14 protein-coding genes are annotated in these 15,131 nt (G+C 73.4%); 8 read left to right on the plus strand and 6 right to left on the minus strand.

What is annotated here, in order from left to right; genetic code table 11:
- Nucleotides 1–12: 12 nt before the first annotated feature.
- The 3 genes from panB (at nt 13) to ABZZ79_RS13445 (ending at nt 3,260) form a co-directional block, all read left to right on the plus strand.
- Nucleotides 13–888 carry a 3-methyl-2-oxobutanoate hydroxymethyltransferase gene (gene panB, locus ABZZ79_RS13435; protein WP_356689064.1) on the plus strand — a complete coding sequence of 292 codons (876 nt, stop codon included), beginning with the start codon at nt 13–15 and terminating at the stop codon, nt 886–888.
- 537 nt (nt 889–1,425) lie between these two features.
- Nucleotides 1,426–2,451, plus strand: coding sequence for an ATP-binding cassette domain-containing protein (locus tag ABZZ79_RS13440; protein WP_356689065.1), 1,026 nt, complete (start codon nt 1,426–1,428; stop codon nt 2,449–2,451).
- Nucleotides 2,448–3,260, plus strand: coding sequence for an ABC transporter permease (locus ABZZ79_RS13445; protein WP_356689066.1), 813 nt, complete (start codon nt 2,448–2,450; stop codon nt 3,258–3,260). Before ABZZ79_RS13440 ends, ABZZ79_RS13445 begins: the two co-directional genes overlap by 4 nt.
- Before the next feature lie 10 nt (nt 3,261–3,270).
- Here the strand turns inward: ABZZ79_RS13445 and ABZZ79_RS13450 are convergent, their stop codons facing one another.
- Nucleotides 3,271–6,531, minus strand: coding sequence for a BTAD domain-containing putative transcriptional regulator (locus ABZZ79_RS13450; RefSeq protein ID WP_356689067.1), 3,261 nt, complete (start codon nt 6,529–6,531; stop codon nt 3,271–3,273).
- A 182-nt stretch (nt 6,532–6,713) separates the two neighbouring features.
- Between ABZZ79_RS13450 and ABZZ79_RS13455 the strand changes: the two genes are divergently transcribed.
- Nucleotides 6,714–7,514, plus strand: coding sequence for a site-2 protease family protein (locus ABZZ79_RS13455; protein ID WP_356689068.1), 801 nt, complete (start codon nt 6,714–6,716; stop codon nt 7,512–7,514).
- Here ABZZ79_RS13455 and ABZZ79_RS13460 read toward each other — a convergent pair.
- The gene (locus ABZZ79_RS13460) at nt 7,504–7,710 is read right to left on the minus strand and encodes a hypothetical protein (RefSeq protein WP_356689069.1); all 207 of its coding nucleotides are present in this window, start codon (nt 7,708–7,710) and stop codon (nt 7,504–7,506) included. The two genes, ABZZ79_RS13455 and ABZZ79_RS13460, sit on opposite strands and share 11 nt — an antisense overlap.
- Before the next feature lie 56 nt (nt 7,711–7,766).
- Entirely contained in the window at nt 7,767–8,474 is a 708-nt protein-coding gene (gene npdG, locus ABZZ79_RS13465) for an NADPH-dependent F420 reductase (RefSeq protein ID WP_356689070.1), read from the minus strand.
- Nucleotides 8,475–8,618: 144 nt separating this feature from the next.
- Between npdG and ABZZ79_RS13470 the strand changes: the two genes are divergently transcribed.
- Both ABZZ79_RS13470 and ABZZ79_RS13475 read left to right on the plus strand, forming a co-directional pair.
- On the plus strand, nt 8,619–9,215 hold the full coding sequence (locus ABZZ79_RS13470) for a hypothetical protein (RefSeq protein ID WP_356689071.1): 597 nt from the start codon (nt 8,619–8,621) through the stop codon (nt 9,213–9,215).
- A 585-nt stretch (nt 9,216–9,800) separates the two neighbouring features.
- On the plus strand, nt 9,801–11,150 hold the full coding sequence (locus tag ABZZ79_RS13475) for an MFS transporter (RefSeq protein WP_356689072.1): 1,350 nt from the start codon (nt 9,801–9,803) through the stop codon (nt 11,148–11,150).
- A gap of 168 nt (nt 11,151–11,318) precedes the next feature.
- Here ABZZ79_RS13475 and ABZZ79_RS13480 read toward each other — a convergent pair whose 3' ends face one another.
- Complete coding sequence (locus ABZZ79_RS13480) at nt 11,319–11,555, minus strand: hypothetical protein (RefSeq protein ID WP_356689073.1); 237 nt, start codon at nt 11,553–11,555, stop codon at nt 11,319–11,321.
- A 59-nt stretch (nt 11,556–11,614) separates the two neighbouring features.
- Here ABZZ79_RS13480 and map point away from each other — a divergent pair, with 59 nt between their 5' ends.
- Nucleotides 11,615–12,472, plus strand: a complete 858-nt coding sequence (gene map / locus ABZZ79_RS13485) for a type I methionyl aminopeptidase (RefSeq protein ID WP_356689074.1) — start codon at nt 11,615–11,617, stop codon at nt 12,470–12,472.
- 125 nt (nt 12,473–12,597) lie between these two features.
- Nucleotides 12,598–13,245 carry a biliverdin-producing heme oxygenase gene (locus ABZZ79_RS13490; RefSeq protein WP_356689075.1) on the plus strand — a complete coding sequence of 216 codons (648 nt, stop codon included), beginning with the start codon at nt 12,598–12,600 and terminating at the stop codon, nt 13,243–13,245.
- A gap of 239 nt (nt 13,246–13,484) precedes the next feature.
- Here the strand turns inward: ABZZ79_RS13490 and ABZZ79_RS13495 are convergent, their stop codons facing one another.
- Together ABZZ79_RS13495 and ABZZ79_RS13500 are read right to left on the minus strand one after the other, a co-directional pair.
- Entirely contained in the window at nt 13,485–14,129 is a 645-nt protein-coding gene (locus ABZZ79_RS13495; protein ID WP_356689076.1) for a PhzF family phenazine biosynthesis protein, read from the minus strand.
- Nucleotides 14,122–14,949 (minus strand): hypothetical protein, encoded by an 828-nt coding sequence (locus tag ABZZ79_RS13500; RefSeq protein WP_356689077.1) that lies wholly within the window; start codon nt 14,947–14,949, stop codon nt 14,122–14,124. Before ABZZ79_RS13500 ends, ABZZ79_RS13495 begins: the two co-directional genes overlap by 8 nt.
- Nucleotides 14,950–15,131: the final 182 nt, after the last annotated feature.

Consider the following 15,131-nt stretch of genomic DNA (forward strand, 5'->3'; position numbering starts at 1 on the left):
GGAGCCGTTGCAATGACGCAGCTTTCGGCTGCCCAGCCTGCGCAGCAGACACCCTCCGACGGCAGCAAGGCGCTGTACGGGGGCAAGGGCACTCGCCGCATCACCGTCCGCGACATCGCCCTCGCCAAGGAGCGGGGCGAGAAGTGGCCCATGCTCACCGCCTACGACGCGATGACCGCGTCCGTGTTCGACGAGGCCGGGATCCCGGTGATCCTGGTCGGCGACTCGGCGGGCAACTGTCATCTGGGCTACGACACCACCGTGCCCGTCACCCTCGACGAGATGACCATGCTGTCCGCGGCCGTCGTGCGCGGCACGAAGCGTTCGCTGATCGTCGGCGACCTGCCCTTCGGGTCCTACCAGGAGGGTCCGGTGCAGGCGCTGCGCACGGCGACCCGGCTGGTGAAGGAGGCCGGGGTCGGCGCCGTGAAGCTGGAGGGCGGCGAGCGGTCGTACGAGCAGATCCGGCTGCTGGTGGAGTCCGGCATCCCGGTGATGGCCCACATCGGCCTGACCCCGCAGTCCGTCAACGCCATGGGCTACCGCGTCCAGGGGCGTGGTGAGGAGGCCGCCCACAAGCTGCTGCGCGACGCCAAGGCCGTGCAGGACGCGGGCGCCTTCGCGGTCGTGCTGGAGCTGGTCCCGGCCGAACTGGCCGCCGACGTGACGCGCACCCTGCACATCCCGACCGTCGGGATCGGGGCGGGTGCCGAGACGGACGCGCAGGTGCTGGTGTGGACCGACATGCTCGGGCTGACCGGCGGCCGCGTGCCGAAGTTCGTCAAGCAGTACGCCGACCTGCGCACGGTCATGGGCGACGCGGCGAAGGCCTTCGCCGAGGACGTCGTCGGCGGAACGTTCCCGCTTGAGGAGCACTCCGTCCACTGAGCGGAGCGGAACGCTGCGCTGAGCCAACACGACACCACGGACAGCCCGTCGATCTTCCCCCGTCGACGGGCTGTCCCCTTTCCCGTGGTGGCGCACCCCCCGGGGGGCTCCGCCCCCTGGACCCCCGTCGGCCTGAACGGCCTCGTCCTCAAACGCCGGACGGGCTGAGAGGGGACGCCGGACGGGCTGACGGGGGGCGCCGGACCGGTGGAGAGGGACGCCGGACGGGCTGGGGGTCGGCCTGAACGGCCTCGTCCTCAAGCGTCGGACGGGCTGAGAGGGGACGTCGGACGGGGTGCGGGGGGATGCCGGACGGGCTGAGGGAGGACGCCGGACGGGGTGCGGGGGACGGAGCGGGGCGCCGGGGACGCCGGACCGGTGGAGGGGGACGGAGCGGGGCGCCGGGGACGACGGACCGGTGGAGGGGGACGTCGGACGGGGTGCGGGAGCGCGCCGGACCTGTGGAGGGGGCGTCTGTAGGGCGGCTGTCGGCGGTCTGTCGGTGGTTTGTCGGTCGGCGCTGGCACTGTCATCGGCATGACGCGAATCGAGAACAGGCCCGGAGGAACGGGCGCCGCCGTCACCGTGCGGGGGCTGGTGAAGCACTACGGCGAGACGAAGGCGCTGGACGGCGTCGACCTGGACGTGCGCGAGGGGACCGTGATGGGGGTGCTCGGGCCGAACGGCGCCGGCAAGACCACCCTCGTGCGCATCCTGTCGACGCTGCTGGCCCCGGACGCCGGGCAGGCGACGGTGGCCGGGTACGACGTCGTACGGCAGCCCCGGCAACTGCGCCGGGTGATCGGGCTGACCGGGCAGTACGCCTCGGTGGACGAGAAGCTGCCCGGCTGGGAGAACCTCTACATGATCGGCCGGCTGCTGGACCTGTCCCGCAAGGACGCCCGCACCCGTGCCGACCAGCTGCTGGAGCGGTTCTCGCTGACGGAGGCCGCCAAGCGCCCGGCGTCGACGTACTCCGGCGGTATGCGGCGGCGGCTGGACCTGGCCGCGTCGATGATCGGCCGCCCGGCCGTGCTGTACCTGGACGAGCCCACCACCGGTCTGGACCCGCGCACCCGCAACGAGGTGTGGGACGAGGTCAAGGCGATGGTCGGCGACGGCGTGACCGTGCTGCTCACCACCCAGTACATGGAGGAGGCCGAGCAGCTCGCCTCGCAGCTGACGGTCGTCGACCGGGGCCGGGTCATCGCCGGCGGCGCGATCGACGAGCTGAAGTCCAGGGTCGGCGGGCGCCGGCTGCGGATCAGGCCGGCCGACCCACTGCGGGTGCGGCAGCTCGCCTCCGCGCTGGACGAGCTGGGCATCACGGGCCTGGCGACCACCGAGGTCGACACGCACAACGGCTCGGTGCTGGTGCCCGTGCTCAGCGACGAGCAGCTGACCGCCGCGGTCGGCGCCGCCGTCGCGCTCGGCATCACCCTCGCCTCCGTCACCACCGAACTTCCCAGCCTGGACGAGGTCTTCCTGAGCCTCACCGGCGAGCGGGCGAGCATCCCGCTGTCCACCGAGTCCCCCGACGCCCTCCAGGAGGTCGCCGTATGAGCGCCGCCACCGCCTCTTCGCCCGTCGACTCCCGCATCACGCTGCGCGGGCACCTGCGGCACACCGGCGCGCTGGTCCGGCGCAACCTGCTGTGGATCCGGCAGGACCCGGAGTCGATGTTCGACGCGCTGCTGATGCCGATCGTCTTCACCCTGCTGTTCGTCTACGTCTTCGGCGGCTCGATCGGCCAGGCGCTGGGCGGCGGCCAGGACCAGTACGTGCAGTACGTCATCCCCGGCATGGTCGCGATGATGAGCATGACGCTGTCCCAGGGCGTCGGCACCGGCTTCAGCCAGGACTTCAACAGCGGTGTCATGGACCGCTTCCGGTCGCTGCCGATCGGGCGCGGCTCGGTGCTGTTCGCGAAGATCACGGTGGAGCTGGCGCGGATGCTGTTCGCGACGGCGATCCTGATGGTGGTCTCCGTGCTGGTCGGGTTCGAGATCACCAGCTGGCCGGGCGTGTTCGCGACCGTCGGACTGGCCTCGCTGTTCGCCTCCTCGATCATGTGGGTGTTCCTCACCCTGGGTGTCGTGCTGAAGAACGCCCAGTCCGTGCAGGCGATGGGCTTCCTGGTGCTGTTCCCGCTGCAGTTCGGCTCGTCGATCTTCGCGCCCACCCAGTCGATGCCGGGCTGGCTCCAGGCCTTCACCGACTACAACCCGCTGTCCACGCTCGCCGACGCGGCCCGCGGGCTGATGATCGGCGGCCCGGTCGCCCACGACCTGTGGGTGACGGTGGCCTGGTCGGTGGCGATCACCGCGGTGATGGCGCCGGTCGCCATCCACAAGTTCCGCACCAAGACCTGAGCGCGAGCGCTCACAGCAGGGCGGCGGCCTCCTCGGGTGAGAGGCCGCCGCCCTCGGCGTACGCCGTGTCGTAGGCGCCGGGGTCCAGTACGGCCCGGACGGCGGCCTCGGCGCGCTCGCGGCCGGTGCGTTCCAGCAGGGAGGGCACGTGCGCGGGCGGCAGCGCGGCGTCGGCGGCGCCCAGGCAGCGGGCGGCGTCGCTGGCCCGGCGGCCCTCCTCGTGCTCGGCCAGGGCCAGCGCGGCGACGCCCAGATAGGCCGAGCGCATGCTCGGCCGCATGGCCTGGGCCAGCGGGTCGGCGGCCATCCGCAGCGCCTCGCGGAGCTTGTCCAGGCCCTGCGCGTACCGGTGCTCGCACACGTCCAGCCAGGCCTCGGCGCCCAGGATGAACGCGTCGAAGACGATGAAGTGCGCCAGCTGGAACTCCACGCGCAACAGCCGCAGTTGCTCGCCCGCCTCGGCCGTGCGGCCGGTCACGCCGAGCCAGCCGGCCAGGAACAGCCGGGCGGCGGGCATGCCCTCGCTGAGCGTGCCCTCGTGCTCGGCGATCACCTCGCGCAGGATCCGCTCGCCGCGCTCGGTCTCCCCCGCCTCCAGCAGCGCGGCCCCGAGCCGGGAGGCCAGCACCGCGGTGTGGGAGCGGGCGCCGAGCTGCTCGGCGTAGCCGCGGGCCTCCTGGTAGTCGGCGGCGGCCAGGGTGAACCGGCCGTGCCGCTCGCGGGCCTCGCCGCGCGCGGAGAGGGCCTCGGCGTAGCCCCAGTCGTCGCCGATACGGCGGAAGATCGCCAGTGCCTCTTCGGCGTCGCGCTCGGCGTCGGCGGCCCACGCGCTGTGGTTGGCGCGGAAGTTGGCCCGCATCTGCAGGCTCACGGCCAGTTCCCAGTCGAAGCCGGGGGTGGTGCGGCAGGTGTTCACGCAGGCGTCGACGATCTCGTACACGCGGTCGATGTCGCCGGTCAGCATCACCGCGTAGAACCAGAGAATGCCGGGCACCCGGCAGGTCTGCGGCTGGCCGGGTTCGTAGGCGCCGGCGATGAGCCGCATCTTGGCCTGGGCCTCAGGGGTCTGCCAGGCCTGCAGCTCGGTCTCCATGCAGGCCAGGTGCGCCAGATGCACTCCGCGCCGGGCCTCGGTGAGGGCCTCCCCGGTCAGCGGCGGCGGCGCGGAGGTCAGGCGTTCCCACACGGGGGCGGCCCGCCGCAGGGGCTCGGCGAAGGGGTCGGGGCCCAGGGTCATGACCTCGGCGCACCAGTTGCGGCTCTCGTGGCGCAGATCGCGCATCTGCCAGTACATGACCAGCGACAGCACCAGGCTGAGCGCCTCCTGCTCGTCGCGTTCGGCGACGGCGTGCCGCAGGGCGGTGCGCAGGTTCTCGTACTCCAGCTCCAGCAGACCGATGGCGGCGCGCTGGCCGGGGCCGCGCAGCAGCGGGTCGGTGGTGCGGGCGAGTTCGCGGTAGTGGGTGAGGTGGGCGCGCTCGGCGGCGGCCCGCTGCCCGGCCTCCGCCAGCCGTTCGCGGGCGTACTCGGCGACGGTCTCCAGGAGCCGGTAGCGCATCCCGCCGGTGCCCGAAGGGGCCGCCACCACCAGGGACTTGTCGACGAGCTGGCCGAGCTCGTCGAGGGCCGCGGGCCCGCACACGGCCTCCGCGGCGGCGAGGTCGCAGCCGCCGGCGAACACCGACAGCCGGCCGAGGACCTCGCGTTCGTCCGCGTTCAGCAGGTCCCAGGACCAGTCGACGACGGCTCGCAGGGTCTGCTGGCGGGGCAGGACGGTGCGGCTGCCGGTGGTCAGCAGCCGGAAGCGGTCGTCGAGGCGGTCGGCGATCTGCCGCAGGGTGAGCATGCGCAGCCGGGCGGCGGCCAGTTCGATGGCGAGGGGCAGGCCGTCCAGGCGGCGGCAGATCTCGGCGGCGGCCTCCGGGTCCTCGTCGGGGCGGAAGCCGGGCCGGGCGGCCGCGCCGCGGTCGGCGAGCAGCCGCAGCGCGTAGGGCTCGGGCAGCGGCTCCAGCGGGCGTACCAGCTCGCCGGGCACGCCGAGCGGCTCGCGGCTGGTGGCCAGCACGGTCAGGCCGGGACAGCGGGCCAGCAGCTCGGCCACCAGCCGGGCGGCGGCGTCGACGACGTGCTCGCAGTTGTCGAGGACGATCAGCATGCGGCGGCGGCCGCAGTGCTCGGCGAGCCGGGTGACGGCGTCGTCGTGGTGGTGGTCGGAGACCGCGGCCCGGATGCTCTCGGCGCCGGCGCCGTACAGGACGGTCTCGCGGGCGCCGATCGCGGTGAGCACGGCCTCGGGCACCGCGGCCGGGTCGTCGACCGGGGCCAGCTCCGCCAGCCACACCCCGTGCGGCGCCAGCTCGGTGACGCCCTCGGCGACCTCCTGCGACAGCCGGGTCTTGCCTGCCCCGCCGGGCCCGAGGAGGGTGACCAGCCGGGCGGCGGCCAGGTCCTCGCGCAGCGCGGCGATGTCGTCCTCGCGGCCGACGAACGAGGTCAGCCGGGCGCGCAGGTTGCCGCGCGGCCGGGCCGTCGGCGGCGGCTCCCCTGCGGTCAGCAACTCGTTGTGCAGGGCGCGCAGTTCGGCCCCAGGGTCGGAGCCGAGGGACTCGGCGAGGAGCCGGCGCACGGTGTCGTAGGCGGCCAGGGCCTCGGCGGTGCGGCCGGTGTCGCGCAGGGCGCGCAGACGCAGCGCCTGGAGCGGCTCGTCGAGGGGGTGGGCGTCGCACAGGGCGGTCAGCTCGGACAGCGCCCGGTCGGCCTGGCCGAGGGCGAGGGCGGCGGTGAGCCGGGCGCGCCGGGCGTCGAGGTGCAGCTGCTCGCAGCGGGCCGCCTCCGCGGTGCGGTCGGGCAGGTCGGCGAGGGCCGGGTCGCGCCACAGGGCGAGGGCGTCGTCGAGGACGGCGGTGGCCTTGCCGGGGTCGCCGTCGGCCAGGGCGCGCAGGCCCTCGCCGGTGAGCCGCTCGAAGCGGTGCAGGTCGATGTCGTCGGGGGCGGCGGCGAGCCGGTAGCCGCCGTCGGCCGAGACGACCGCGTCGGCGCCGAGAGCCCGGCGCAGCCGGCCCACCAGCGCCTGGAGCGCGCCGGCGGCGTTCGCGGGCGGGTCGCCCTCCCACACCTCCTCCACCAGCAGTCCGGCCGGTACGACCCGGTCCGGGCGCAGGGCGAACACGGTCAGCAGGGCACGCAGCCGCGCCCCGCCGACCGGGACGGGGGTGCCGTCGGCGCGGAGCGCCTGGGTGGTGCCGAGGATGCGGTAGCGCACGGGGTCCATTCTCTCCGGTGGGCCGGGGGGCTCGGCACGGGGTTTTCCGGCGGGGGCCGCCGGCCGGGGTCCTGGGGCCGCCGGCCGGGGTCCTCCTTCTCAGGAACCCTCCCCCGTTCCCGTTACGTTGTCCCGGTACGACAGGTACGGTCGGGCAGGCCAGTCGCCCGAGTACGGAGGTGCCCCGCGCCATGACGACCGCCACGAGCCGGCACAGCGACCGGAGGATCAGTCCCGTCTTCGTCGGGATCGCGGCCGTGACGGCGGTGACCGGATGGGCCACCTGGACCGGGTTCGCGGAGCAGCCGGGGCTCGCCGTGTTCCTGTTCGTGACGGCGGCGTGGATCGTGTCGCTGTGCCTGCACGAGTACGCGCACGCGCGCACCGCGCTGCACAGCGGGGACATCTCGGTGGGCGCGAAGGGCTATCTGACCCTGAACCCTCTGAAGTACACCCATGCGCTGCTGAGCATCGTGCTGCCGGTGCTGTTCGTGATCATGGGCGGGATCGGTCTGCCCGGTGGCGCGGTGTTCATCGAGCGCGGCCGGATCAGGGGCCGCTGGCGGCACAGTCTGATCTCGGCGGCGGGCCCGCTGACGAACGTGCTGTTCGCGCTGGTGTGCACGGCACCGTTCTGGCTGGACGCGCTGGACGGCGTGCCGCGGGACTTCCGGTTCGCGCTGGCGTTCCTGGCGCTGCTCCAGGTGACCGCGGCGATCCTGAACTTCCTGCCGGTGCCGGGCCTGGACGGCTACGGCGTGATCGAGCCCTGGCTGTCGTACAACGTGCGGCGCCAGGTGGAGCCGCTGGCGCCCTTCGGGCTGCTGATCGTGTTCGCGCTGCTGTGGATCCCCTCGGCGAACAGCGCGTTCTTCGACATGATCGACGCGATCCTGCGAGGGCTCGGGATCAGCGACTTCGACACGTACTGCGGCTACGACCTGTACCGCTTCTGGCGCGGTACGGCCGAGGTGTGCTCGGTCAGCCCGTGACCGACGACCGTGTCTTCTGGCGCTTGAAGTAGTACCAGGTCATGTTCGACGACAGACCCGCGAGCAGCACCCAGACGATCCCGATCCAGCTGCCCTGCGCGAAGGAGACGACGGCCGCGGCCACGGCGAGGACGCAGACGGTCAGGGCGTAGAGGGCGAGACGCCGGGCCTGGCGGGGCGAGGGCACGGGAGGCATGGGGGTCGGCTCCTGTCGGGGGACACTGCTGATGTCCATCAGTGTCCCCCATCGGCTCATACGTCCGTGACGCGGAGTCCCGCGTGCGCCTTGTAGCGGCGGTTGACGGAGATCAGGTTGGCGACCAGGGACTCGACCTGGTGGGCGTTGCGCAGCCGGCCGGAGAAGACGCCGCGCATGCCGGGGATGCGGCCGGCCAGGGCCTGCACGATCTCGACGTCGGCGCGCTCCTCGCCGAGGACCATCACGTCGGTGTCGATGCGCTCGATCTTCGGGTCCTGGAGCAGGACGGCCGACAGGTGGTGGAAGGCGGCGGTGACACGGGAGTCCGGCAGCAGGGCGGCGGCCTGCTCGGCGGCGCTGCCCTCCTCGGGCTTGAGGGCGTAGGCGCCCAACTTGTCGAAGCCGAGCGGGTTGACGCAGTCGACGACGAGCTTCCCGGCCAGTTCCTCGCGCAGGGAGGTCAGGGTCGCGCCGTGGCCGTCCCACGGCACGGCGACGATGACGATGTCGCTGCGGCGGGCGGTCTCGGCGTTGTCGGCGCCCTCGATGCCGAGGCCGAGTTCCTCGGCGGCCGCGCGGGCGCGCTCGGCGGCCCGGGAGCCGATGATCACCTTCTGGCCGGCCTGCGCGAGCCGGTAGGCCAGGCCCTTGCCCTGCGGGCCGGTCCCGCCGAGCACGCCGACGACGAGCCCGGAGACGTCGGGCAGGTCCCAGGGGTCCTTGGCGGGGGCCTTCTGTGCAGCACTGTCGCTAGAGGTCATGGGCCGACTCTACGTCCGTGGCCGCGGCTCCCGGCCGGTCAGGGGAGCGAGACCGCCGGGGGCGGCCGCGGGGTGTGCCCGGTTCGGGCGAAATCATGGCGAACCGGCGGTCCGGGCCGGGTCGTTGGGGCAGGATGCGGCCTCATGGACGCCGTACGGGTCGCGCTGCTGCGCGAGGTGCTCGCCGGGACGGAGTGGCCCGCCGCCACCCGCCGGTTCGCCGGGGTGCTGCGCGGGTCGGTGGTGTCGCACGGGGGCGGGCTGCTGCTGGTCGGTACGGAGCGCCACGAGCCGTGGCACCTCGCCGCGCATCTGGTGGACGAGGCCGCCTGGTCGGGCACCCCCGAGCTGGCCCCGACACTCGTCCGTCATGCCGCGCGCCCTTCCGATCCGGCCCATCTCGCCGTCGGGCTGGGCCGGATCGAGGCGGCCCGGCGGGGCGAGACGCTGCTGGTGGTCGCCCCGGACGAGGACGCGGCCCTGCTGGAGCGGGTGCACGGGGCGCGGCGGGCGGGCGCGACCGTTCTGGCCCTGGGCTCGGGGCGGGAGCTGGACGCCATGTCCCATGAGTCGCTGCCCGTGCCGCGGGGCGCCGAGCTGGACCTGGACAGCGTCCAGCACCTGGTCAGCGCGGCGGCGGGCGAGAACGTGGTGCCGTCCCAGCGGGGTCGGCGGCGGTTTCGGGACCGCCTGTCCCGCCTGGCGGACGCGCTGACGGCACCGCCGCCGGCGGGGTGGTGAGGCGGGGGCGGGGCGAAGCGGCGGGTGGGTTGGGGGAGTACGGCTCGCGTGTGGGGGCGGTGCGGGTAGTGGGGCCTTTTGCGCAGTTCCCCGCGCCCCTTCCGCGGCGGGCGTGGGCCGGGGGGCGGGTGCGGGTTGCGCTGACCTGGTTGCGCAGTTCCCCGCGCCCCTCGGGCGGGCGCGGGCTGTGGGACGGGTGCGGGCCGTGGGGACTTTGCGCAGTTCCCCGCGCCCCTTCTGCGGCGGGCGTGCGCCGGGGGCAGGTGCGGGCCGTGGGGACTTTGCGCAGTTCCCCGCGCCCCCTCTGCAGCGGGCGTGGGCCGGGGGGCAGGTGCGGGTTGCGCGGACTTGCTCGCGCAGTTCCCCGCGCCCCTTCTGCGGCGGGCGTGCGCCGGGGGGGGTGCGGGTTGCGCGGACCTGGTTGCGCAGTTCCCCGCGCCCCTGTTGCGGGGGCGCGGGAAGCGAGATCGCCAAGGCCCGCCGCTCGGCGGCGCGCCGGGAAGCCGCTGCTGCCGGAACTCGCCCCGGCCCCGGGCGGGGAAACTCGCTTGCGCTGGTCCGGTGTGCCGTCGAGCATGGCCCGTCGTGACCGACGACTCCCCCGATTCCCCCTCCCGCCGGCGCGGACTGCTTCCCGATCTGTCCCCCTGGCGGGCCTCCCGGGACTTCCGGCTGCTGTGGGTGTCGGGGGCGATCTCGAACTTCGGCAGTTTTCTGACGTTCGTCGCGCTGCCCGTGCAGATCAAGGAGTTGACGGGTTCCGCAGCCGCGGTCGGGGCGATCGGGGCCGTGGAGCTGATCCCGCTGATCGTGTTCGGGCTCTACGGCGGGGCGCTGGCCGACGCGCTCGACAAGCGGGGCCTGATCCTGTGGTCCGAGGCCGGGCAGGGGCTGCTGAGCGCGGTCCTGCTGGTCAACGCGCTGCTGCCGGAGCCGGCCGTCTGGCCGCTGTATCTCGTCGCCGCGCTGTCCTCCGCGCTGGGCTCCGTTCAGCGTCCCGCGCTGGACTCGCTGTGGCCCAGGATCGTGGCGCACGAGCACCTGCCCGCCGCCGCCTCGCTGAACTCGCTGCGGTGGACCGTCGGCGGGGTCGCGGGCCCGGCCCTGGCAGGTGTGGTCGTGGCGTACGCGGGACTGGGCTGGGCGTACGCGGCGGACCTGCTCACCTTCGTCGTGTCGGTCGCGCTGATCGTCCCCCTCGCCTCCTCCCCCGCCGCCCACGAGGCGGCCCGGCCCTCGCTGAAGGCCATCGCCGAGGGCGCCCGGTACGCCTGGAGCCGCAAGGAACTGCTCGGCACCTACGCCGTCGACCTCGCGGCGATGTTCCTGGCGATGCCGCTGGCCGTGCTGCCGTTCCTCGCGGACGACCTGGACGCCGAGTGGGCGCTGGGGCTGATGTACGCGGCGGTGCCGCTCGGCTCGCTGCTGGTGAGCGTGACCAGCGGCTGGAGCGCGCGGATCCACCGGCACGGGCGGATGGTGGTGCTCGCGGCCGCGCTGTGGGGCCTCGCGATCGCGGCGGCGGGCGTCTGCGGCAACGTGTGGCTGGTGCTGCTGTTCCTGGCTGTCGCCGGCGGCTGCGACATGGTCAGCGGGATCTTCCGCGGGGTGATGTGGAACCAGACGATCCCCGACGAGCTGCGCGGCCGGCTCGCCGGGATCGAGCTGCTGTCGTACTCGGTCGGGCCGACGCTCGGCCAGGTCAGGTCGGGCGGTTTCGCCGCGTGGTGGGGTGTGCGGGCGTCGGTCTGGTCCGGCGGGCTGCTGTGCGCGGGCGGGGTGGGCCTGCTGGCGCTGTGCCTGCCGAAGCTGATGACGTACGACGCCCGCACCGACGTGCACGCGGCCCGGGTGCGCGAGCAGCGGCAGAAGGCCGCGCAAGCGCGCCGCGAGACGCAGGCGAAGGCGGAGGCGGAGGCAAAAGCGGAGGCCTGACCGTCGCGAGGACGCTCCGCGAGAGGGAGAACCGGCCGCGGACCCCGGACCGGCCCACGCCGCCGCAAGGGGGCGCGACGCGGTGGGCCGGTCCCGGGCCAGAGTCCGGCCGAGCCGACTGCACAGGGGTCGGGACCTGGGGCGCCGGGCGGCCCCGCGATCGGGCGGTCAGTCCTCGTCCGGGCCCGGTCCCGGCGTGGGCGCGTCGTGCCAGCGCGGGTCGTTCTCCCACTCCAGGTTGCGCTCACGGGCTGTCGCCATCGCCTGCTCGGCCTCCGCGCGGGTGGCGTACGGGCCGAAGCGGTCCTTGTTGGGGCACTCGGGCCCCTCCTCGACCTTCTTGTGCTCCAGGCAGTAGTACCACTCGCCCGGCTTGCCGACGGTGCGCTTCTTGAACAGGGCCATGACCGGCTCCTTTCGCCACGGACATGGTCCCCCATGACCGCTGTCTTAGACTCGCTGGCATGTCTGGCCAGTCGCTGCTCGTACCAGGGGAGCTCTCTCCCACCCGTTCCGTACCCGGAAACATCCGGCGCCCCGAGTACGTCGGCAAGCCGGCGCCCACGCCGTACACCGGCCCGGAGGTGCAGACTCCCGAGACGGTCGAGGCGATGCGCCTCGCGGGCCGGATCGCCGCGCGGGCGATGGCCGAGGCCGCGAAGATCATCGCGCCGGGTGTCACCACGGACGAGCTGGACAAGGTGGCGCACGACTATCTGTGCGACCACGGCGCCTACCCCTCCACGCTGGGCTACCGCGGCTTCCCCAAGTCGCTGTGCACCAGCGTCAACGAGGTCATCTGCCACGGCATCCCGGACTCGACCGTCCTGCGCGACGGCGACATCGTCAACCTGGACGTCACGGCGTACATCGGCGGGGTGCACGGCGACAACAACGCCACCTACCTGGTGGGTGACGTCGACGAGGAGAGCCGGCTGCTGGTGGAGCGCACCCGCGAGTCGCTCACCCGCGCGATCAAGGCGGTCAAGCCGGGGCGCCAGATCAATGTCATCGGCCGTGTCATCGAGTCGTACGCCAAGCGCTTCGGCTACGGCGTGGTCCGGGACTTCACCGGGCACGGGATCAACTCGTCGTTCCACTCGGGCCTGATCGTCCCGCACTACGACAGCCCGCACGCGACGACCGTGATCCAGCCGGGGATGACGTTCACGATCGAGCCGATGCTGACGCTCGGCACCCACGAGTACGAGATGTGGGACGACGGCTGGACGGTCGTGACCAAGGACCGCAAGCGCACGGCGCAGTTCGAGCACACGCTGGTGGTCACCGAGTCGGGTACGGAGATCCTCACCCTGCCGTGACCGGGGCCGATGACCCGTCCTCACCTGTTTCCCCTGGTGAGGGCGGGTTTTCTCTTGTAGCGTCTTACCGACAGGCCGTCGGCAACCTATTGACTTAGGCAACCCTAACCTAGAAGGATGGACGTATGGACTCCTTCTCGACCGTGATCAGGACCGCGTCCCACGAGCAGCACACGGAGGCGGAGACCTCGACGTTCATGAGCGACCTGCTGGGCGGCCGGCTGGGCGTCGACGCCTACGCCCGCTACACCGAGCAGCTGTGGTTCGTGTACGAGGCGCTGGAGGCCGAGGTCGGGCGGCTCGCGGCCGACCCCGTCGCGGGGCCGTTCGTCCGGCCGGAGCTGTTCCGGCTGGGGGCGCTGGAGCGGGATCTGGAGCATCTGCGCGGGTCCGGCTGGCGGTCCACGCTGAGCGCGCTGCCGGCCACGCGCGCGTACGCGGACCGGGTGCGCGAGTGCGCCGAGCGGTGGCCCGGCGGTTATGTCGCCCATCACTACACCCGCTACCTCGGTGACCTCTCGGGCGGGCAGATCATCCGGGACCGGGCCGAGCGGGCGTGGGGGTTCGCGCGCAAGGGCGACGGGGTGCGGTTCTACGTCTTCGAGGAGATCGCCAACCCCGCCGCCTTCAAGCGGGGCTATCGCGAGCGGTTGGATTGTGTCGCCGCGGACGAGTTGGAGCGGTTGCGGATCGTGGCCGAGTGCCGGGACGCTTTCGCTTTGAATACGGCGGTGTTCAGGGCGTTGGGCGAGGAGTACCCGCTCAGTGCCTGAGCACCGCCGTGCGCGGTTTGCCCTGTGAGGCCGCGCGGCGCCATCGCCCCTTGCCCGTGAGCCCGCGCGGCGCCGTCGCGGCTCGTCGCGCAGTTCCCCGCGCCCCTGAACCGCCGCGCCCCGCCCCGTAAGCTCGCGCGGCGCCCTCGTGCAGTTCCCCGTGCCCCCAAGCGCGTCATGGGTTGCCGCGCACCGAGGGCGCCGCGCTTCAGAACCCGCGTTCTCCGGGGGCCCCGGCGCTAGCGCTCCAGGACGACTCGGCCGCCGATTTCCACCCAGTCGTACGGCTGGGGTGCGGTGAGGATCTGGGAGCCCGCGCCCTGGGTGATGTTCAGGGCGCGGCCCAGTCGCGCGGTGAGGAGCAGGGCGGCCGCGCCGGTCGCCTCGTCCTCGTGGATGCCGTCGTCGCGGCCGGGGAAGCCACGGGCACGGATCCGGCCCGCCGCCTCGTCCTCCCAGGCCCAGGCGTAGATCCACTCGCCCTTGGGCGGGATCGGCAGGGCGTCCACCTCGGCGGCCGAGGCGTACTGACGCAGGGTCCGCGGCGGGGCCCACTCCGCGCGGGCCTCGATCCAGCTGAACTCGCCGTCCTGCCGGGCGCCCACCTGCCCGGCAGGGGTGATCAGTTCGGGCACGTCCAGCAGCCAGGCGGCGCCCACGCAGGGATAACCGGCGAACGGCAGCCGCAGCGTGGGCGTGTAGATGTCGACGACACCGCGCTCGGGGTCGTCGACGAACACGGTCTCGCTGAAGCCGAGTTTGGCGGCGAACGTCTGGCGGTCCTCGCGCTCGGGGATCGTGGAGCCTTCGCGGACGACGCCCAGCTCGTTGCCGTATCCGCCGTTCGGCGCGCAGAAGACGCGCAGCACGTCGTAGTCAGTCACCGGGGAATTGAACCACCGGACCGGGCCACAGCGGGGTGCGGTCCTCGTCGTAGGGCAGGGAGGCGAGTACGGCCCCGTGGCCGCGCTCCCGGTCCGCGGACCGGTGCGGGTACGAACCCGGGCGGGCCGTCCACTCCTCGTACGCCTCGGTGATCTCCGCGGCGGTCCGCCTCCATGCCTCTTCGGCGCGGAGCCGGATCAGCTCCACGGACGCCGGTTCCCGGCCCTCGGCGAGCGCGGCGACGGCCCGGTCGTGGCCGTCGAGGAGGACCCAGCCGTCGAGCGGGGACACCCGCCACAGCAGGACCGGGGCGAGGGTGCCGTCGCGGGCGTGCTTGCGGTACGCCTTGACCCTGGGCGCGTCGGGCGGCGAGAGCCGCCGCAGGGGCAGGACGCCGTGCCATCCTCCGCCGCACAGGAGCTCCAGCCGGGCCCCGGGCCGGTCCCTCACGAAGTCCTCGGTCCAGACGCCGGGGGCGAGGGAGGGACGCTCGGCGAGCTGCCACCGCCCGTCGTGCAGCGGGGACCGCGGGGCGTCCTCCAGCCGGCGGGCGTACCAGTGGGACCGGTCGGGGCCACGGGACCGCTGCCAGGCGGCGCGCAGGGGCGGCAGCGGGGAGCGGTAGCCGGGCAGGCGGTGCGGATCCAGTTCGCGGCAGCAGTGGTCGCCGTCGTAGCGGCCCAGCAGGACGGGCCGGTCGCCCTGGCGCAGGGCGATCCCGCCGCGCCCGTCGGTCTCGAAGCGCAGCGGCGGTGGTCCGGGGCGGCCCGTCACGTCCAGCACGAGCCCGGGCAGCGATTCCCTGGTGGCCCTTGCCAACTCGCCCCTTTGCCTTACCTTGACCTCCTCATGGCAACCGGTTTGAGTCACCGTGATCGGCCCGTGCTCGTACACCGTCTATGAGAGCTGAATCACCGCACGCATGGGTATCACGCAGGTAAGCCTCAGATAAGTTAGGTGAGCCTACCCACACCATGTGGCGTGGGTCACGTCGTTTTTCC

This window comes from Streptomyces sp. NPDC006458 (assembly GCF_040612135.1).
Classification (GTDB): Bacteria; Actinomycetota; Actinomycetes; order Streptomycetales; family Streptomycetaceae; genus Streptomyces.